Annotated in this window: 19 protein-coding genes; 7 read left to right on the top strand and 12 right to left on the bottom strand. The window is 65.5% G+C overall.

The genetic code is table 11. From position 1 onward, the window contains the following. Nucleotides 1-8: 8 nt before the first annotated feature. The 3 genes from C265_RS07010 to C265_RS07020 are packed head-to-tail and all read right to left on the bottom strand — an operon-like array spanning nucleotide 9 to nucleotide 2,061. Nucleotides 9-323: a non-heme iron oxygenase ferredoxin subunit gene (locus tag C265_RS07010; RefSeq protein WP_010811593.1), complete on the bottom strand. Its 315-nt coding sequence runs from the start codon at nucleotides 321-323 to the stop codon at nucleotides 9-11. A gap of 12 nt (nucleotides 324-335) precedes the next feature. Next, nucleotides 336-806 (bottom strand): aromatic-ring-hydroxylating dioxygenase subunit beta, encoded by a 471-nt coding sequence (locus tag C265_RS07015; protein ID WP_010811594.1) that lies wholly within the window; start codon nucleotides 804-806, stop codon nucleotides 336-338. 4 nt (nucleotides 807-810) lie between these two features. Next, complete coding sequence (locus tag C265_RS07020) at nucleotides 811-2,061, bottom strand: aromatic ring-hydroxylating dioxygenase subunit alpha (protein WP_010811595.1); 1,251 nt, start codon at nucleotides 2,059-2,061, stop codon at nucleotides 811-813. 114 nt (nucleotides 2,062-2,175) lie between these two features. Here C265_RS07020 and C265_RS07025 point away from each other — a divergent pair, with 114 nt between their 5' ends. Continuing rightward, nucleotides 2,176-3,078 (top strand): LysR family transcriptional regulator, encoded by a 903-nt coding sequence (locus C265_RS07025; RefSeq protein WP_010811596.1) that lies wholly within the window; start codon nucleotides 2,176-2,178, stop codon nucleotides 3,076-3,078. On the opposite strand, the gene C265_RS32780 is transcribed toward C265_RS07025, so the two are convergent. Continuing rightward, entirely contained in the window at nucleotides 3,075-3,248 is a 174-nt protein-coding gene (locus C265_RS32780; RefSeq protein ID WP_010811597.1) for a hypothetical protein, read from the bottom strand. The genes C265_RS07025 and C265_RS32780 overlap by 4 nt on opposite strands. Before the next feature lie 314 nt (nucleotides 3,249-3,562). Continuing rightward, on the bottom strand, nucleotides 3,563-4,750 hold the full coding sequence (locus C265_RS07035) for an MFS transporter (protein ID WP_010811598.1): 1,188 nt from the start codon (nucleotides 4,748-4,750) through the stop codon (nucleotides 3,563-3,565). A 354-nt stretch (nucleotides 4,751-5,104) separates the two neighbouring features. Between C265_RS07035 and C265_RS07040 the strand changes: the two genes are divergently transcribed. Next, the gene (locus C265_RS07040; protein ID WP_010811599.1) at nucleotides 5,105-5,485 is read left to right on the top strand and encodes a hypothetical protein; all 381 of its coding nucleotides are present in this window, start codon (nucleotides 5,105-5,107) and stop codon (nucleotides 5,483-5,485) included. A gap of 327 nt (nucleotides 5,486-5,812) precedes the next feature. Here the strand turns inward: C265_RS07040 and C265_RS07045 are convergent, their stop codons facing one another. Genes C265_RS07045 through cyoA form a run of 6 tightly spaced genes read right to left on the bottom strand, consistent with a single transcriptional unit; the run spans nucleotide 5,813 to nucleotide 12,096 of the window. After that, a complete protein-coding gene (locus C265_RS07045; RefSeq protein WP_010811601.1) occupies nucleotides 5,813-6,352 on the bottom strand; it encodes a DUF934 domain-containing protein in 540 nt (179 codons plus the stop codon). After that, a complete protein-coding gene (locus C265_RS07050) occupies nucleotides 6,345-8,084 on the bottom strand; it encodes a nitrite/sulfite reductase (protein ID WP_010811602.1) in 1,740 nt (579 codons plus the stop codon). Before C265_RS07050 ends, C265_RS07045 begins: the two co-directional genes overlap by 8 nt. 28 nt (nucleotides 8,085-8,112) lie before the next feature. Beyond that, nucleotides 8,113-8,490 carry a cytochrome o ubiquinol oxidase subunit IV gene (gene cyoD, locus C265_RS07055; protein ID WP_010811603.1) on the bottom strand — a complete coding sequence of 126 codons (378 nt, stop codon included), beginning with the start codon at nucleotides 8,488-8,490 and terminating at the stop codon, nucleotides 8,113-8,115. Continuing rightward, complete coding sequence (gene cyoC, locus C265_RS07060; RefSeq protein ID WP_010811604.1) at nucleotides 8,490-9,122, bottom strand: cytochrome o ubiquinol oxidase subunit III; 633 nt, start codon at nucleotides 9,120-9,122, stop codon at nucleotides 8,490-8,492. The genes cyoD and cyoC overlap by 1 nt, the downstream gene beginning before the upstream one ends. A gap of 2 nt (nucleotides 9,123-9,124) precedes the next feature. After that, nucleotides 9,125-11,101, bottom strand: coding sequence for a cytochrome o ubiquinol oxidase subunit I (cyoB, locus tag C265_RS07065; protein WP_010811605.1), 1,977 nt, complete (start codon nucleotides 11,099-11,101; stop codon nucleotides 9,125-9,127). Nucleotides 11,102-11,103: 2 nt separating this feature from the next. Then, a complete protein-coding gene (cyoA, locus tag C265_RS07070) occupies nucleotides 11,104-12,096 on the bottom strand; it encodes a ubiquinol oxidase subunit II (protein ID WP_037023807.1) in 993 nt (330 codons plus the stop codon). A gap of 167 nt (nucleotides 12,097-12,263) precedes the next feature. Between cyoA and C265_RS07075 the strand changes: the two genes are divergently transcribed. After that, a complete protein-coding gene (locus C265_RS07075; RefSeq protein ID WP_010811607.1) occupies nucleotides 12,264-13,658 on the top strand; it encodes a PLP-dependent aminotransferase family protein in 1,395 nt (464 codons plus the stop codon). A 21-nt stretch (nucleotides 13,659-13,679) separates the two neighbouring features. On the opposite strand, the gene C265_RS07080 is transcribed toward C265_RS07075, so the two are convergent. Further along, the gene (locus C265_RS07080; RefSeq protein ID WP_010811608.1) at nucleotides 13,680-14,609 is read right to left on the bottom strand and encodes a LysR substrate-binding domain-containing protein; all 930 of its coding nucleotides are present in this window, start codon (nucleotides 14,607-14,609) and stop codon (nucleotides 13,680-13,682) included. Between the two features lie 166 nt (nucleotides 14,610-14,775). Here C265_RS07080 and C265_RS07085 point away from each other — a divergent pair, with 166 nt between their 5' ends. The 4 genes from C265_RS07085 to C265_RS07100 all read left to right on the top strand — a co-directional run bounded on the left by C265_RS07085 (nucleotide 14,776) and on the right by C265_RS07100 (nucleotide 18,457). After that, nucleotides 14,776-15,768, top strand: coding sequence for a tripartite tricarboxylate transporter substrate binding protein (locus tag C265_RS07085; RefSeq protein WP_010811609.1), 993 nt, complete (start codon nucleotides 14,776-14,778; stop codon nucleotides 15,766-15,768). A 35-nt stretch (nucleotides 15,769-15,803) separates the two neighbouring features. Then, on the top strand, nucleotides 15,804-17,015 hold the full coding sequence (locus C265_RS07090; RefSeq protein WP_010811610.1) for a PLP-dependent aminotransferase family protein: 1,212 nt from the start codon (nucleotides 15,804-15,806) through the stop codon (nucleotides 17,013-17,015). A 91-nt stretch (nucleotides 17,016-17,106) separates the two neighbouring features. After that, nucleotides 17,107-17,712, top strand: a complete 606-nt coding sequence (locus C265_RS07095) for a glutathione S-transferase family protein (protein ID WP_010811611.1) — start codon at nucleotides 17,107-17,109, stop codon at nucleotides 17,710-17,712. 253 nt (nucleotides 17,713-17,965) lie between these two features. Then, complete coding sequence (locus C265_RS07100) at nucleotides 17,966-18,457, top strand: VOC family protein (RefSeq protein WP_010811612.1); 492 nt, start codon at nucleotides 17,966-17,968, stop codon at nucleotides 18,455-18,457. Nucleotides 18,458-18,524 lie beyond the last annotated feature (67 nt).

The raw sequence follows: 18,524 nt of genomic DNA on the forward strand, positions 1-18,524 counted from the left end.
GCGACCTCTCAGCCGAGATCGAGGTACACCTTGTCGCCGTCGATCCGGACCGGGTAGGTGCGAATGTTCTCGGTCAGCGGGGCGCACTTCGCAGCGCCGTCGCGGATATCGAACCTGCCCTGGTGAAGCGGGCACTCGATCTCATGTCCCTCCAGGAAGCCTTCGCACAGGCGCGCATGACCATGGGTGCAGATGTTGTCGGTCGCGTAGACGTCGCCGTCCACGCCGTACAAGGCGATCTCCTGGCCTTGCACGGCCACGGCGATGACATCGTCCTGCGGGACGTCGGACAGCAGCGCTGCCTCGATCCAGGTTTCGGTCATGAATCACTCCTGCTAGATGGGGTAGATCAGCGAGTTGGGGATCATCTCGCTATCGAATACGCAGATGCGCGAGGCGAAGCGCAAGCCCGCCGGCGTCCGGACGACGGTGTCGAGGTAGCGGCCAACGTTGTAGACATCGGTCATCTGGTCCGGCTTGGTGCGCAGCACCGCGTAGTTGGTCTCGGCCACGATCCTGTCGCCGTCGGCCTCCCTGATCAGCGGCGCGCCGACAATGTGGCGCTGGTAGTAGGGATCGTGGAACAGGGTCTCGCGAATGCCGTAGATGCGGTCCTTGAGCATGCCCTTGCTTTCGAGCGAGAGCGTTGCCAGCGGCAGGCCACGCTCGTGGTTCTCGCGGGGCTGGACCCGGTAGAGGCAGTCTTCGGTGAAGAATTCCGGCCAGCGGTCCCAGTCGCCGTTGTCCACGGCGCGGGTGTAGTCGGCGAACAGGGAGAGCAGGGCGTAGTAGTCAGTGAAGTCCATGGCGTCAGACCTCCATCATCTTGCGCCAATAGGCGTACATGCCGCGGATCAGGGTTTCGGTCACCATGTGGTCCGTGTTCTCCGCGGTCTTGCCGCCCAGTTCGGCGAGCACGCGATGCCAGGGTTTCTGGGAGAAGCCTTCCTGCGAGCATTCGATGGCTTCGCCATCGTCGGCCGACACGAAGCCGGCGGGGCCGAAGAGATTGGCCTGGCGCAGGCGGCGCCGCGTCATCTCCTCGGTGTCGTCCTCGAAGCCGAAGTGCGTCCAGACGAAATCGAAGGAATCCGGGCCATGGGGCTGGATATGGCGCGTGGAGACCGAGTTGACCTGCTGCTGGAAGATCACGCTCGGGAACACCGTCATCATCACGGCGGTAGGCTCCCCCCACCACGGCTCGTGGACGATGTCGAGGACGCGGTCGTCGTGCAGCGCCATCTGGTCCTTGAAGCTGGATACACCGGAGGTCACGTCGCTCTTGCCGCCCTGGCCGCGGGTCGACACCATGGCGGCATGCCGGAAGTGCGGGTCCATCACCAGGCGTGCCTTGTTGTCGGCGCGCCAGAGGCCGAAGGTGACAAACCAGGTATGCAGCAGGCCGGGGTGGTAGGGGTCCTTGATGTTCTCCTGCATGAGCTTCCAGTTGCCCGGAATGCGCTGCTTGTTGTAGCCGAGGACCTTCAGCTTGCGGCCGTTGAAGAGCCGGTCGAAGTAGCCGAGGATATCCGGCCCGAGGTATTCCTCGAGTGATGGAACCTCATGGTCGAACGAGGCAAACACGACACCACCGCGTGTCGCGACCTTCAGTTGCGTGAGCCCGTGCTCCTGCGGCCTGAAGTCGGCGGGCATGCCGCCATTGACCTTGCCGTCCTGCTTGACCCCGCGACGCAGCGGCACGCCTTGCAGGTTGCCCTTCAGGTCATAGTTCCACTGGTGGTAGGGGCAGTGGAAGTCCTTCCGGTTGCCGCTGCGTTCCCGGCAGAACTTCATGCCGCGATGGGCGCACACGTTTTCGACGACGTTGATCTCGCCGTCCTGGTCGCGCACCAGGATCACGGAACGCTCGCCAAGCGTGGTGCGCTTGAAGTCACCGGGATTCGGGATCTCCGCCTCGAGCCCGACGTAGTTCCAATGACCGCGGTAGAAGCAGCGTTCGAGTTCACGCTGGTATAGCTGTGCATCCGTATACACGCGGAACGGGATGCGGCTGATGCTGTCGTCGGCCCACACCGGGCCGGCTTGCGGGGAGATTGCCATGCTTGTCTCCGGCTATGTCTCTTCGTATGGGAAGGATCATGGTGCACGGAGGAAAATTAACCAATAGAATTCTGGCTATAATGAATATTCATAAAATCAATAAGAGACGGCACCATGGAGCTCAAGGACGTCGATCTGAACCTGCTGGTCGTGTTCGATAACCTGCTGCGGCAGGGCACCGTTTCCGGTGCCGCGAAGACCCTGAATCTGAGCCAGCCCGCGGTCAGCAATGCGCTGGCCCGCTTGCGCACCTTGTTCGGCGACCCGCTGTTTGTACGAAGCAGCAAGGGCATGCTGCCGACACCCCTTGCCGAGGAACTGGCGGAACCGGTTGCCTATGCGCTGGAGTCGCTGCAGGCGGCGCTCAGCCACAAGGTGTCGTTCGATCCGCTGCGCAGCGTGCGCGCATTCCGGATCGCCATGACGGATATCGGCGAGGTGCACTTCATCCCGCCGCTAATGGGCGCGCTTGGCGACCGCGCCCCGGGTGTCACGGTAACGACAGTGCGTAATACGGCAGTGGACCTGGCGGCGGAGATGAGCCAGGGAAAGATCGACCTGGCGGTTGGCCATCTTCCTGAACTCGGCACGACGTTCTTTCAACGGCGGCTATTTCGCCAGCGATACGTTTGCCTGTTCCGGCCCGGTCATGCCATGGACAAGAAGACGGTCAGCATGCGCGCCTTCGAGGCGGCGGAGCACATCGTGGTCACGGCGGCGGGGACGGGGCATGCCCGGGTCGACGAGATCCTCGCCCAGCACGGCGTACAGCGCAAGATCCGGCTGCGTGTCCCCCATTTCGTCGCACTGGCGGACATCATCGCCACCACCGACCTGGTCGCCACGGTGACCTTGACGTTTGCGGAGCGATGCGCCAGGTACTTCGGGCTCAGGTACGTCAAGCATCCGTTCGCGTTGCCGGAAATCCAGATCAACCTGTTCTGGCATGCCCGGTATCATCGCGATCCGGCGAATCAGTGGCTGCGCGACCAGTTCGTCGGCTTGTTTTCGGATTAGGCGCAGCACTGCTGCTGCGTGGATAAGCTCGCCTCAGCCGCGATCTGCTTGCGTAGTGTCGCGAAGCGCGCTTGCACTTCTTCCCCGAACACAGGATCAGAGCTTTCGGGAGCCGCGTCGGCAATAGCTGCCCAGTCCTCTTGTGTCAGCAACTGGGCAGCGCGCGGCATTGCCTGTCTCTCCTCGGTAGAGATGGTTACGGTAGTACACAAGGTACATGACTGCGGCTGCCTCCAGCGCCGCTCGCGAACTTATAGCGTCTCCCTCCCTGGTGGAATACGCATACCTGCTCTTCCAGTAGGTCGAGCAGACGAGAGAAATTGAGGTGCTCGGCATGCCATACGGCAAGTTGGGTGGACATGGCGCGCTCCTTGGGAACGGGCAAGCACAGGGCTTGTTCGAAGGCCGATTGATTTCAGTCAGCCTTAAGCAGGACAGTAGTCTCCAATTTCCGAGTAGGTCGGATATAGCTCAAGGGATCAGTTCACGGATGCGGGTGCAGCACCTGTCTGCGCGTCATCAGGCAGCTCAGGTTCCCCGACAGGAAAGCCGCCAGCAGCAAGGCACCGGCACTCCAGGCCACGGCCGGAAGCCATGGCAGCAGGTTTGCCAGCACGGGGGTCTTGCTGGCGCCCGACGACACCAGGGCAATGCGCATGAACGCGGCAACCGCCAAAGCGGCAAATACCAGCCCGGTGTACATCCCTTCGCGGCCGACGTGACCGGCGTCGAGCGCCGCACTGGCCGTCGCGGCGAACATGATTCCCCACAGGCCGCCGGCAAGACACTGCACGGCGAGGATGGCCCCGAGCGAGCCCGCAACTGTGAAGCCGAACAACGACAGGGCGCCAAGGGCCGCGGCGGTCAACAGCAGCGTATAGGGCGGATAGCGCCGCAGCAACGACGTCGCGGGCAGCAGCGTGCCCAGCGCGAAGCTAATCCAGAACACCGGCGTCACGCGCTCCAGCTCGGCAGCCGTGACAAAGCGCAGGTACGCCGGCGCGGAGTTGACGGTGGTGTGGATCTGGAAGCCGAGCGCAAGCACCCAGACCGCGGCAAACAGCAGCCAGACGCGCTTGAGCGCAACGCCGGCTGCCGGCGCGGCGTCGGCATCGTGGCGCGCCGGGCCGGATTCGATCCATCGCAGCGCGGCCACGGCCACCACCAGCCCCACGCTTGCGGCCAGGAACGGCAGCATGGGCGACGCATCGCGCAGCCGGGCCGTCAGCAGCGGCGCCACGGCTCCGGCAAGGCCGACGCCGAGCAGCGAGCATCCCACCAGGAACGACGACGCGGTCGCCGGCAGCCGCCGGGCAATGATTACCATGGGCGGCGCCCGCAACGCCGAAGAGGTGGCTGCCCAGAGCGCGGTCAGGCCCAGCAGCAGCGCTGGTGAAGTTGCCCGGGGCAGCAGCACGAAAGCCAGTGCGGAGATGACCGACAGCCCCAGCATCCAGCCTCCCAGCCTGCGCATCGCGTTGGCGACACGGTCGGCCGCGACGCCCACCGTGAAATCCATGGCGACAAAGATCAACTGGTCCATCAGCAGGATCAAGGCGACGTGCGCGCGCGCGATGCCGGCCTGCGCGGCCAGCTGGGGCAGGAAGGCCACATAGAGGGTCCATGTCACCGCCAACAGGAACTGCACAGAGCAGAAGACCAACGCGCGCATGCCGCCCTCCCGCCTGGATTGACCAACAGCCTATTCCTGTGCTCGACGGCTGGACTGCCGCGCTGAGCCTCCCATAGCAAGGATAGGGCAGCGTCTTGCCATGGGAGTGGCGGATTGTGCAGGTGCGATTGGGCTCGCGAGTCGCCTGCGGTCCAACAGTCCACGGGAAGTGGCGGGGCGGTACCAACACTAGACCATTTGGCGGCGCACCGGCGCCCACTGCCGCTCCCGCGGCCAAATGAGGGCGCAGTGTCATAAGCGGCCTGTAAGCTGCACTTTTGGCATGACCTGGCCAAGAACTTGCTAGGTCAATGCGTAAGGTCGCAAGCCGGCAGCCATCAGTTGGGAGGAACCATGCAGCACGCACGCATCACCGCGCACAGGGGGATTCTGGTCGTCGAGCTGTTACCTGACGAGGCAAACGACGAGGCCACCCCGACCAACAAGCTCCGCAACCTGGCCACGGTCATTCATGACACAGGGCGGCACCTGGGTGTTTCAGAGGAAGCCCTGGCGCTGCTGAAGCTGGTGAAGCGCGGCCTGGACGCCATCGGCGACTTCGCGTGGTTCAGTAGTGACGATGGAAAAGATCATTTTGCGTGGCTGGGCGGCCCGAAGCGGCTTGTGGATCCCACTGCAGTGGCGGCTGCCCGGAGCTACGCCATACTTGCGCACCGCGTCATACCGAACGAGGTGCCAGAGGGCGCCAGGAAGGCCATCGAAGCCAATTTTTGAACGTGCGGCATCGCTCCGGGCCGGGCCGATCTTTCGAGTGATCCGCGCTGCTAGAACGAGGAGAGTGTCGAGCGATACCTTTCCCAGAGCTCTTGCAGCATGGACTCCGAAGGCGGTGTGATGTCAAAACCGGCGACGTTTCCGAAAACACCGAGAATGCGCGCCCTGAACGAAGCCATATCCGTCGTCGCCTTTGGTGAGCGCTGTGCGATATCGATAATCGTATGCAGCTGCTTGCCCGAGAGTTCGGCGACAGCGGACCACAAGCTATCAGGCCTTGCGCAGGGCTGGACGGGTATGTTTCGTATCGGCGCCCGGCGGCGCTTGCTATCGGCTTGCGGGTCCATAGCTGCGCTGGTACGACGACGAGAACGTGGCCAGCGCGCGCAATGCCGCTGCCGGGTCGTGCCCGGGCTTGAGCGCAAAGCTGTTGAAGCCGCAACGTGCCAGGTAGTGCACGGTGTCGATCATCACGTCACCCACGGCGCGCAGCTCTCCGGTCCAGCCTAGCTGGTGCCGGAGCAGCTGTGCGATCGAATAGCCACGACCATCCGTGTAGACCGGGAAATCGATGGCAATCATCGCGATGCCTGTCGGATCGACGGCCGTGGCACCGGGTTCCAGCAGGGTCTGGGGCTCCGCATCCGGCGACAGGTAGACCGCGAGCGGATACTGTCGAAGCCGATACCGCTGGCGGTGGGTGGTCCAGTTCTCCAGTGTCACCAGGTAGCCGGGCTCGTCGGGGGGGCAGGTGTTGTCGGCGTCTTGCGCATCCCCGATGTGAGCGAGCCAGCTATCCGCGACCAGTTGTCCGTCACGGATGACGTTGCGCCGGTCCTGCCCGGCTAAATGGTCATGGTCAGGCATTCGCCGCCTCCTGGCGAGCTCGCCGCGCGCCGCTGTCAGAGTCCGGGTACACGGCGCGCTGGAAGGGTTCTATGCCGATTCGGCCAACCACGTCGACAAAGCGTTCGGCTTCGCTGTCCCGATGCAGCAAATAGGTCTCGATCAGCCGCTCCACCACATCCGGAACCTGCTCCTGTGCAAAGGACGGCCCGATGATGCGGCCGATGGCCGCGCCGCCGGCCGCCACGCCATCCGGGCGGCCCAGGCCGTCGGCGCCGTTCTGCCGGCCGCCGATGGTGATCTGGTACCAGGCCTCGCCGGCCTTGTCGACGCCGAGGATGCCGATGTGGCCGATATGGTGGTGGCCGCAGGAGTTGATGCAGCCGGAGATGTTCAGGTCCAGTTCGCCGATGTCGTGCACATGGTCGAGGTCGTCGAAGCGCTCCTGGATGGCCTGCGCAAGCGGGATCGAGACCGCATTGGCCAGCGAGCAGAAGTCGCCCCCGGGGCAGGCGATGATGTTGGTGATCAGGCCGACGTTTGGCGTGGCCAGCCCGGCGGCGTCCAGCGCCTGCCACAAGGCGTGCAGCCCGCTGCGGCGGACATCGGCGAGGATCAGGTTCTGCTCATGCGACACGCGCAGCTCGCCGAAGCCGTGGCGCTCGGCCAGGTCGGCCATGATTTCCATCTGCTCGGCAGTGATGTCGCCGGGCGCCTGGCCCGCGGCTTTCAGCGATGCCGTGACGGCGGCGTAGCCAGGCACCCGGTGCCGGTGCACATTGCTTTTCAGCCAGAGGCGGAAGGCGCGGTCGGTCTTGGCCAGGTCGGCTGACTGGTCCGGCTCGTCGGCGGCCGCGGCTTCATACGGCGGGATCGTGAAGCGCTCGGCGATGGACGCGACAAAGCCCTCGGACACGGTGTCCGGGCCCCCGCGGATGCGTTGCCACTGCTCGTCCACCTGCGCCCGGAACACCTCCGGGGTCAGGTCCTTTACCAGGATCTTGATGCGCGCCTTGTACTTGTTGTCGCGGCGGCCGTGCAGGTTGTAGACGCGCAGTGTGGCCTGCAGGTAGGTCAGCAGGTCCTGCCAGGGGACGAAGGGGTTGATCAGCTTGCCCACCATCGGCGTGCGGCCCATGCCGCCACCGACCCAGACCTTGAAGCCGGCCTGGCCGTCCTGTTCAACCGCCTGGAGCCCGATGTCATGGACGCCGACCGCGGCCCGGTCCGTCTGCGCGCCACTGATGGCAATCTTGAACTTGCGCGGCAGGAAGGCGAACTCGGGATGCAGCATCGACCATTGCCTGACGATCTCGCACCACACCAGGGGGTTCACCAGTTCGTCGGGAGCAATGCCGGCAAAGTGGTCGGTGGTGGTATTGCGGATGCAGTTGCCGCTGGTCTGGATCGCGTGCATCTGCACCGTGGCCAGCTCGGCGAGAATGGCAGGGGCATCCTCGAGCCGCGGCCAGTTGAACTGCAGGTTCTGGCGCGTGCTGAAATGCCCGTAGCCGCGATCCCAGCGGCGCGCGATCTCCGCGAGCTTGCGCAATTGCCGGGACGCCAGCATGCCGTACGGAATCGCCACGCGCAGCATCGGCGCATGGCGCTGGATATAGAGGCCGTTCTGCAGCCGCAGCACGCGGAACTCATCCTCGGTCAGTTCGCCGCCCAGGAAGCGGCGTGTCTGGTCAGCGAACTGTACGACCCGTTCGTCGACCAGCTGCTGGTCAATGGCGTCATAGACATACATGGTGGAAACCTCCTTGCGCGCGAGCGCGCTAGTCTTTGGCCCGGGCCCGTTCGATGGACATGTCGGTCGGCATCATGTTGATATCGGCGTTGTGCATCACCCACAGCGAGCCGGCCACGACGATGACGATCAGGAAGCCGGTACAGGCAAAGATGGCGGTGTTGCCGCGCTGGCCGGGACCGGTGCCCAGGTGCAGGAAGTACACCAGCTGCACCAGCAGTTGCGCGACACAAAGGCCGACAACCAGCGCGATCGCTGCCTGCGTTGACAGGGATCCGGTCATCACTGCCGCAAACGACGCCATCGTCAGCGCGACCGACAGCAGCAGTCCGATGGTGTAGCTGCGCACGCTGCCGTGCGCGGCCGGCTGGTCCGCGTGCACGGAATGTAGATGGGACGGCTTCATCAAGCGAACTCCCGCAGGTAGACAAAGGTGAAGACACAGATCCAGACCAGGTCCAGGAAGTGCCAGAACAGGCTCAGGCAGGCCAGGCGGCGGCGCACGATGTCGTCCAGCCCGAAATGCCGGATCTGGTGGATCATCACCGCCAGCCACAGCAGGCCCGACGTGACATGGAGTCCGTGCGTGCCGACCAGCGTGAAGAAGGCCGACAGGTAGGCGCTGACGCCGGGGCCCGCGCCCTGGTGCAGCAGGTGCGCGAACTCGTAGACCTCCATGGCGATGAACAGTGCGCCGAGCGCGAAGGTCACCGCCAGCCAGCGGATCATCCGCGGCGCGTCGTCAGTGCCCTGCCTGAGCATGGCCAGGCCGAAGGTATAGCTGCTCAGCAGCAGCACCATGGTCTCGGCGAACACGAACGGCAGCTCGAACAGTTGCCGCCCGCCGGGGCCGCCGGCAGTGTTGCCGGACAGCACGCCGAAGGTGGCGAACAGCACCGCGAAGATCAGGCAGTCGCTCATCAGGTAAAGCCAGAACCCCAGCGGCGTGTGCGCGCCGGCTTCGTGATGGTGGTGCGCCGCGTCGTGGGCCGCCTCGTGCCCGGGCTGGTGCAGGGTAGGGGAGAGAGTCGGAGTCATGGTCAGGCAGCTTCCTGCAGTTGTGCAAAGCGCGCACGCTCGATCCGCTCGACTTCGGCCGCCGGCACGTAATAGTCGACGTCGCGGTCATAGCTGCGCACGATGAAGGTCGCGATGGCGCCGACCAGGCCGACGGCGGCGACCAGCCACATGTGCCAGACCAACGCGAAGCAGCACAGCAGACCGAACGCCGACACGATGAAGCCTGCCGAGGTGTTGCGGGGCATATGGATGTCCTCGTAGCGCGCAGGCTGGCGCCACGCGCGCCCGGCTTCCTTGTCGTCCCAGTGCTGTTCCAGCGAGGTGATATGCGGCACGTGGGCGAAGTTGTAGAACGGCGCGGGCGAGGCCGTCGACCACTCCAGGCTGCGGCCATCCCACGGATCGCCAGTCAGGTCGCGGTTCTGCTTGCGGTCGCGGATACTGACCGCGAACTGCACCAACATCGCCAGGATGCCGGCGCCGATGACGAAGGCACCGACCAGCGCCACCACCAGGTAGGGATGCCAGTCGACGTTGGCATAGTGGTTCATCCGGCGGGTCATGCCCTTGAAGCCCAGTACGTAGAGCGGCATGAAGGCCAGGAAGAAGCCCGCCAGCCAGCACCAGAACGACACCTTGCCCCAGAACTCATTGAGCGTGAAGCCGAACACCTTCGGGAACCAGAAAGTGATTGCGGCCAGGCAGCCGAAGAGCACGCCGCCGATGATGACGTTATGGAAATGCGCAACCAGGAACAGGCTGTTGTGCAGGACAAAGTCGGCCCCGGGAATGGCGAGCAGCACGCCGGTCATGCCGCCGACCGCGAACGTCACCATAAAGCCGATGGTCCACATGGTCGAGGTATGGAAGCGGATCCGGCCCCGGTACATGGTGAACAGCCAGTTGAACAGCTTCACGCCGGTCGGGATCGAGATGATCGAGGTCATGATGCCGAAGAAGGCATTGACGTTCGCGCCGGAGCCCATGGTGAAGAAGTGGTGCAGCCAGACGAAGAACGACAGCACGCCGATCGAGGAGGTGGCGTACACCATCGACTTGTAGCCGAACAGGGGCTTGCGCGAGAACGTGGCGATGATCTCGGAGAAGGCGCCGAACGCCGGCAGGATCAGCACGTAGACCTCCGGGTGGCCCCAGATCCAGATCAGGTTCACGTACATCATGGCGTTGCCGCCGAGCTCGTTGGTGAAGAAGTGCATGCCGAGGTAGCGGTCGGCGGTGAGCAGGGCCAGCGTGGCGGTCAGGACCGGGAAGATCGCCACGATCAGGATGTTGGTGATCAGCGCGGTCCAGGTGAAGACCGGCATCTTCATCAGGTTCAGGCCCGGCGCGCGCATGCGCAGGATCGTGACGATGAAGTTGATGCCCGTCAGGGTGGTGCCAAGCCCGGATATCTGCAGTGACCAGATGTAGTAGTCAACCCCTGGCGTGGGGCTGTAGCCGAGCTCGGACAGCGGCGGGTAGGCGACCCAGCCGGTGGCCGCGAAGTCGCCGACGAACATCGACATCATCACCAGCACCGCGCCCATTGCCGACATCCAGAAGCTCAGCGAATTGACGAACGGGAAGGCGACGTCGCGCGCGCCGATCTGCAGCGGCACGATCACGTTCATCAGCCCGAGCACCAGCGGCGTCGCGACAAAGAAGATCATGATCACGCCGTGCGCCGTGAAGATCTGGTCGTAGTGGTGCGGCGGCAGGTAGCCCGCGGCATCGCCATAGGCGATCGCCTGCTGGGCGCGCATCATGATGGCGTCGGCAAAGCCGCGCAGCAGCATCACCAGCGCCAGGATGATGTACATCACGCCGACCTTCTTGTGGTCGACCGAGCAGATCCATTCGTTCCACAGGTATTTCCATTTGCCGTAGTACGTAATGGCGCCCATCAGCGCGATGCCCAGCACGATCACGACGGCCAGCGTCCCCATGATGATCGGCTCATGGAGAGGGATGGCGTCCAGGTTGAGTTTTCCAAGCATTCTTATTGCTCCATGCGGCCAGCGGGCGCCGTCGGGACGCGCTGGAAGGCCTGCAGAGATTCCGGGGTGTCCGCGCGGCAGATCTGGCCGTTTTCCAGCATGTATTTGTCGACGACCTGGTCGAACAGCTTCGGCGCGACGGCGGCGTAAAGCGTCACGGGATCCTTGCTGCTGGGCAGTTCAAGCGTGCGGTAGGTCTTCAGGTCGAGCGCCTGGGACGAAGCGCGGGCAGCCTGGATCCAGGCATCGAACTCCTCGCGCGAGGTGGCCAGGGTCTTGAAGTGCATGTCCGAGAAGCCAGGGCCGCTGTAGGCAGCGGACTGGCCGAGATAGACGCCCGGCGTGTCGGCGATCAGGTGCAGGCGCGTCTGCATCCCCGCCATGGTGTAGACCATGCTGCCGAGCTGCGGGATGAAGAACGAGTTCATCATCGATTCCGCGGTCAGCCGGAAATTGACCGGCGTGCCGACCGGGATCGCAAGCTGGTTCAGCGACGCGACGCCGTATTCCGGATAAATGAACAGCCATTTCCAGTTCAGCGCGATCACATCGACCTGGACCGGCTTGACCTGCGATTCCAGCGGCCGATAGGGATCGAGCTTGTGCGTCGAATCCCAGATCAGCACGGCCAGGCAGGCCACGATGACGCAGGGAATGCCCCAGACCACGACCTCGATCCTGGTGGAGTGCGCCCATTTGGGGGCATAGGTGGCGCTCGTATTGGTTTCGCGGTAGCGCCACGCGAACCACAGCGTCAGGACGATCACGGGGATGACGACCATCAGCATGACGAACAGGGAGATCAGGATCAGTGACTTCTCCTGTTCCCCGATGCTGCCCTTGGGGTTGAGCAGTTCCAGGTTGCAGCCGCTCAGCAGCGCGCTCAGGCAGGCGCTCAGCAACAGTGTGGGAAGACGGCGCTGCGGGCCGGGGGACGGGCGGGGGAGCGGGCCTTGTCGATTCTTGTCTGCCGGCCCGGCAATAGGTTTGAGCATTTCGGACACCTTGGTTACGGATCACCGAAGGCTCCCGGCCACGCGCTCCGATTCAAGTGCTGGCTCAGCCCCGCGCGGGCGTGGTTTGTATGGATTCCTTCGGTGATGTCTGGCATGCTAATGCAAGACAAAACCCATACATCGAAGAAATCTACCGGGCGAAATCCATGCAAGGAACCGATATCCGCGCCGAAGCCAGTGCCAAATGGGATCTTGAGATCACAACAGATGGCGGCGCGCGCTACTTGCAGATCGTGGATTTCATCGAGCGGGCGATCGGCGAAGGCCGCCTGGTAGCCGGCGACCGCGTGCCGCCGCAGCGCAGCCTGGCCAAGTCCCTCCGCGTGGACCTGACCACCGTGACGCGTGCCTACAACGAGGCCAAGCGGCGGCATCTGATCGATGCCCGCGGGGCCCTCGGCACTTTCATTGCCGCGCCGCGGGCGGAGCTGGCGCGGGTGATCGACATGAGCATGAACGTGCCGCCGCCACCGGCGGGGCTGGATTTCCAGGACCTGTTGCGGCGCGGCCTGTCGCAGGTGCTGCTGCACAGCGACCCGCACCTGCTGATGACCTACCAGCTCGGCGGCGGCAGTGCTGCCGACCGGTCAGCCGGCACCCTCTGGCTCGCGCAGATATTCGGGCAGGTCGCTACTGCGCGGCTCGTGGTGTGCCCGGGCGCCCAGGCTGCGCTGGCCGCCGTGATCCTGGCCCGGACCCGGCCTGGCGATGCGATCGTGAGTGAGCCGCTGGCCTACCCAGGCATTCGCGCGGCCGCGGCACAGCTCGGGCGGCGCGTGATCATCGCGCCGGTCGACGCCGACGGGATGCTCCCCGACGCCCTCGAGGCGGCCCGTGCCGACGGTGCCACGCTGGCCTACCTCAATCCGACCGCCCAGAATCCAACTACGCACACCATGCCGGCTTCACGCCGGGAGGCTATCGCCAGGGCCGCGGCGCACTGTGATGTCACTTTGCTGGAGGATGATCCCTACTGGCTGCTGACGCCGTCAGCGCCGCCGCCGCTGTCCAGCTTCGCTCCCGAGCGCACGTACTATGTCTCGACCCTGTCCAAGACCCTCAGTCCGGGGCTGCGGACCGCGTATGTCATGCTGCCGGAGGGCAGGCGCGGCGACGATCTGCTGGCATCGCTGCGGGCCTTCGCGCTGATGGCGGCACCGATGACCGCCGCCCTGGCGACCCAATGGATCCACGATGGCTCGGCCATGCATCTGCTCGACGGCATCAGGACCGAAGCGTTGGCCAGATGCGCGCTGGCAAGCCGGTGGCTGAGCGGGATCGGCCAGCTCCCGCCCAGCGCCATCCACGCATGGCACCGCTTGCCGGAGCACTGGTCGGCGCAGCAGCTCACCCGGGCCGCGCTGGCGGAGGACCTGCGCGTGACGCCGTCCGACGCGTTCTGGGAGGGGCCCAACGCGCCGACTGCCATCCGCATCTCGCTCGGTGGCGTGGAGGACCGCGCGCAACTATCGGCCGCGCTGCGCAGGCTGGCCGCATTGCTGGAACGCCGGCCGACGCCGGGGCTGGAAATGGTGGTGTGAGTTGCGGCGTGAGTCGGCTGGCTACTTGCCCGCATCGTCCGCAGTCGCGGACTGCCTTGTCGCAAACTCGCCCGCGGCTTCCAGCAGCCACTCGCGCAGCCGCTGCATCGCCTCGCTCATCGGCCGGGTATCCGGCGAGACCAGGTGATACGCGCTCGTGGAGCGCTGCGAATGGGCGACGGGCATGACCAGCTGGCGGTTTGCCAGGTATTCCCCCACGAGGAAGCGCGGCACCAGGCCAACGCCCAGCCTGGCGCGTGCGGCGGCGATGACCATGGAATGGTGGTCGAAGCGTGCGCCGCGCATGGCGTTGACGTCGTCGATGCCGGCCGCTTCCATCCATTGCTTCCAGCCGAGAATGCGTGTGGCGAGGTGCAGCAGCGGCGACCGGGCGATGTCATGTGGGCTGATCCGCTTTCTGCCGCCGAAGAAGTCCGGATGGCAGACCGCCACCGATTCTTCATCGAACATCCGGTCGGCACGCGCGCCGGGATAGACCGCCTCGCCAAAGTGAATCGCCGCGTCGTAGGGGGTGCCGTCGAACAGGAAGATGTCTGACTGCGCGCTGATATTGACCACGATCCCCGGATGCCGCGCATAGAAGGCCGGCAGCCGCGGAATCAGCCACTCGACCGCCAGCGTGGGCACGCAGGCCAGCTCGACGGTGCCGCCCGCGCCCTCGTGCGCCATCAGGTCGAGCGTGTCGCGCTGCAGCTTGCGCAGCAACTCCCGCACCTGTCCGCTGTAGAGCGTGCCGGCCGCCGTCAGCGTGATGCGCTGGTTGGCGCGGTGGAACAGCTGCACGCCCAGCAGCGCTTCCAGCGACGCAATCTGGCGCGACACCGCGCTCTCGGTGATAAACAGGTCCGCCGCCGCGCGGCGCAGGTTCAGGTGCAGCGCGGCGGCCTCGAAGGCGCGCAGGCTGGACAGGCTGGGAAGTCGTTGCCGCATCGGGGAAGGGCTGGGTTGATGATCTTAGGTCATCATCCTATACGGAAATCTCGCTTGAAAGCTTGGAGTTGATGAGAAATCATTCGATCCTTGCGTTGCCGCCTCCTCCCGGCATCGTCATCACGACAACCTCATAACGACAACCATCAGGTAGACAGGAGACTGCATGAAACACTTGTTCAGCGCGCTCGCCGCCGGCACCCTTGCATTCGGCGCGACCATGCCCGGCATCGCCGGCGCGCTCGAGTTCCCGGCCAAGCCGGTGCGCATCATCGTGCCGTACCCGCCGGGCGGCACCACCGACATGGTGGCCCGGCTGATCGGCGAGCAACTGGCCACGCAATGGAAGCAGTCGGTGGTGGTCGACAACCGCCCCGGCGCGGGCGGCATCGTCGGCACCGGCACGGCCGCCAAGTCCACGGCGGACGGCTACACCCTGCTGATGGGCTCGGTGGGCGAGTTCGGCATCAACCCGGCCTTGTACAAGAAGCTGCCCTATGATGCCGACGCCGACTTCGCGCCGGTCGCGATGGTGGCGCGCGTACCCAACGTGGTGGTGCTGTCGCCGGCGTTTGCGGAACGCGCGCGCGTGCAGACGCTGCCCGAGTTCATCGCCTACCTGAAAGCCAATCCCAAGCGCGTCAACATGGCGTCGGCCGGAAATGGCACGTCCACGCACCTCGCGGGCGAGCTGTTCCAGCGCATGACCAGCACGGAGATGAGCCACGTCGCCTACAAGGGCAGCAGCCCGGCCATCGCCGACCTGATGGGCGGCAGCGTCGACGTGATGTTCGACAACCTGCCGGCGTCGCTGCCGTTTATCCGCTCGGGCAAGCTCAGGCCGCTGGCCGTGACCACGCCGGCGCGCTCGTCGGCGCTTCCGAATGTGCCGACGGTCGCCGCCGCGGGCCCCGTCCCCGGCTTTGATGCCAGCCCATGGTTCGGCCTGCTTGCGCCGCGCGGGGTGCCCACGGCGGTGGCGCAGAAGATCAGCCAGGACCTGACGCGCGTGCTCAACGAGCCAGGCGTGCAGGCGAAAATGCGCGAGCTGGGCGCGGAACCGGCGCCCAGCTCGCCGGAGGCATTTGCCGACGTGCTGAAGAAGGACCGCCAGAAGTGGGGCGAGATCGTTCGCCTGTCCGGTGCTTCGGTGGACTGAAGCACGCCCATGTCCAGCACGTTCTGCATCCGCTCATGACTTCCGACGCCGCTTATCCCTTCGTCCCCGCGCTGCGCAACCCGGCTGGCTCTCCGATCCGGGAACTGTTCAAGTACCTGTCCGACCCCGGGATGATCTCTTTCGCCGGCGGCTACCCGTCCGCCGCGCTGTTCGATGTCGACGGCATTGGCGCGGCCTCGGCGGCGGCGCTGCGCGAGCGGCCCGCCGAATGCCTGCAGTACGGCGCCACCGAAGGCGCGCCGGCGCTGCGCCAGGTGCTCGTGTCGTTGATGGCCGGGCGCGGCGCGCCCGTGGCCCAGGACGAACTGCTCGTGACCAGCGGCTCGCAGCAGGGCTTCGATTTCCTCGTGCGTGCGCTGGTCGAGCCCGGCAGCGTGGTGCTGGTCGAGGAGCCGACTTATTCCGCGACGCTGCAGGCATTGCGGCTGGCTGGCGCCGACATACGCGGCGTGCAGTCTGATCACGACGGCATGGACGTGGCTGCACTCGAAGCCATGCTGGCCGACCCGTCGTTGCGCCCCCGGCTGATCTATACGGTGCCGACCTTCGCCAACCCCACCGGCGCCACGCTGTCGCCCGCACGACGGCTGCAGCTGCTGAAGCTGGTGGCGCGGCACCGCGTGGTGCTGGTCGAGGACGATCCCTACGGGGCGCTCAGCTTCGATGGCGCACCGCCGCCTTCGCTGCTGGCGCTGTGCGCGTCGGTCCCCGAGGCGCGGCCGTGGCTGGTGCATCTGGCCAGCCTGTCGAAGACGCTGGCCCCCGGCCTGAGGATCGGCTGGATGGTCGCCGCGCCCGAGATCGTGCGCCGCGCGGTGATTGCCAAGCAGGTATCCGACCTGTGCACGCCGCCATGGATCCAGCTGGCCGCGGCCCAGTATCTGGAAGCGGGCCGGCTGCCGGCACAGGTCGCGCGGGAAGTCGCGGCCTATCGCGACAAGCGCGACCAGCTCGCGGCGGCGCTGCGCCAGGCCTTTGGTGACCGCATCCGTTTCGCATTGCCGGCGGGAGGGATGTTCCTTGGGGCCGCGCTGGATGGCATCGACGATGCTGCCGCACTGCTGCCGCACGCGATCGCGGAAAAGGTGCTGTTCGTCCCGGGTGCCGGATTCTATGTGGAGCAGCGCCAGCGCGCCACATTCCGGCTGTCGTTCGCGAGCACGAACCTGGCGCAGATCGGGGAGGGCGTCGCACGGCTCGCACGGGCGGTCGAGCGGGCCGGGTGAGGGCTTCCACAACGGAAGCGGTTCGTGGCAGCCGGCGGATGCTATCCTGCGGCGGTCGAAACCACACGGCCGAACGCGGCAGGAGGACAGTATGACCATGACGCTCTACTACAACCCCCAGAGCCGCGCCTCGGTGGCGCGCTGGATGCTGGAGGAGGTCGGGGCTGAGTACAAGCTGCAGCACATCGATTTCACCAAGGGCGAGAGCCGCGCGCCGGAGTTCCTGGCGGTCAACCCGATGGGGAAGATTCCAACGCTGGTCTTGCATGACGGCACGGTCCTGACCGAGAACGGCGCGATCATCGCCTGGCTGGCGGATGCCTTTCCGCAGGCCGGGTTGATGCCGCCTGCAGGCTCGTCCGCGCGCGGCACGGTGCTGCGGTGGCTGTTCTTCTGCGGCAGTTGCTTCGAACCCGCGCTGACTGACCGGATGATGCGCAAAGAGGCGCCGCTGCCGAAGCAGGCGGTCGGCTGGGGCGACTATGACGATGTGATCGACGCCATCGAGCAAGCCCTGACGCCCGGCCCCTTCGTGCTCGGCGCGACCTTCAGCGCGGCGGACATCTATCTCGGTGCCTCGCTGGCATGGGCGGGCCGATTCGGTGCGCCGCGCATCAGCGAGAGCGCGTGCATCCAGGACTACGTCAAGCGGATCACCGCGCGCGACGCGTTCGTGCGCGCGGCGGAGGCCCAGTGAGACGCGAGAAGTCCTGCGGCATCAGCCCAGCGCGATGTTCGCCTTGCTGATCAACTCGCCCCGGCGCTGGGTCTCGAAGCGCACCAGCCTGGCATAGTCGGCACTGGCGCCGGGCAGCGGCGACGCCCCTTGGACAGAGGCCGCTGGCGGCTCCTCAGCTCGCCCTTTGCGCGGCCTGCGCCCGCCACCGGAATATGAGACATTGGAGTCCCGGTGGCGGATTCCCGGTGCTCGACTTTCCAGGAGACACATCATGCAAAGCAAGAACACGATCTGCTTGTGGTACGACCGCGACGCCCTTGATGCCGCAAACTTCTATGCCGAGACATTCCCCGACAGCGCAGTCAGCGCCGTCCACCGTGCGCCGGGCGACTATCCCGACGGCAAGCAGGGCGATGTCCTGACGGTCGAGTTCACCGTCGCCGGCATTCCCTGCCTCGGGCTGAACGGCGGCCCGCATTTCAAGCACAACGAGGCCTTCTCTTTTCAGATTGCGACGGACGACCAGGCCGAAACCGACCGCTTGTGGAATGCGATCGTCGGCAATGGCGGCCAGGAAAGCGAATGCGGCTGGTGCAAGGACCGCTGGGGACTGTCATGGCAGATCACCCCGCGCGCGCTCAGCGCGGCGATAACCGACCCCGACCGTGCGGCGGCCAAGCGCGCATTCGACGCCATGATGACGATGAAAAAGATTGATATCGCCGCGATCGAGGCGGCACGGCAGGGCAAAAGCCCATCCTAGAATTAAGGTAGGGCGTCTCAGTGCCAACCGCAAAGGGGGCTGGGGCAGGGCCGCTCCTCCATCGACT

The organism is Cupriavidus sp. GA3-3 (assembly GCF_000389805.1).
Classification (GTDB): domain Bacteria; phylum Pseudomonadota; class Gammaproteobacteria; order Burkholderiales; family Burkholderiaceae; genus Cupriavidus; species Cupriavidus necator_D.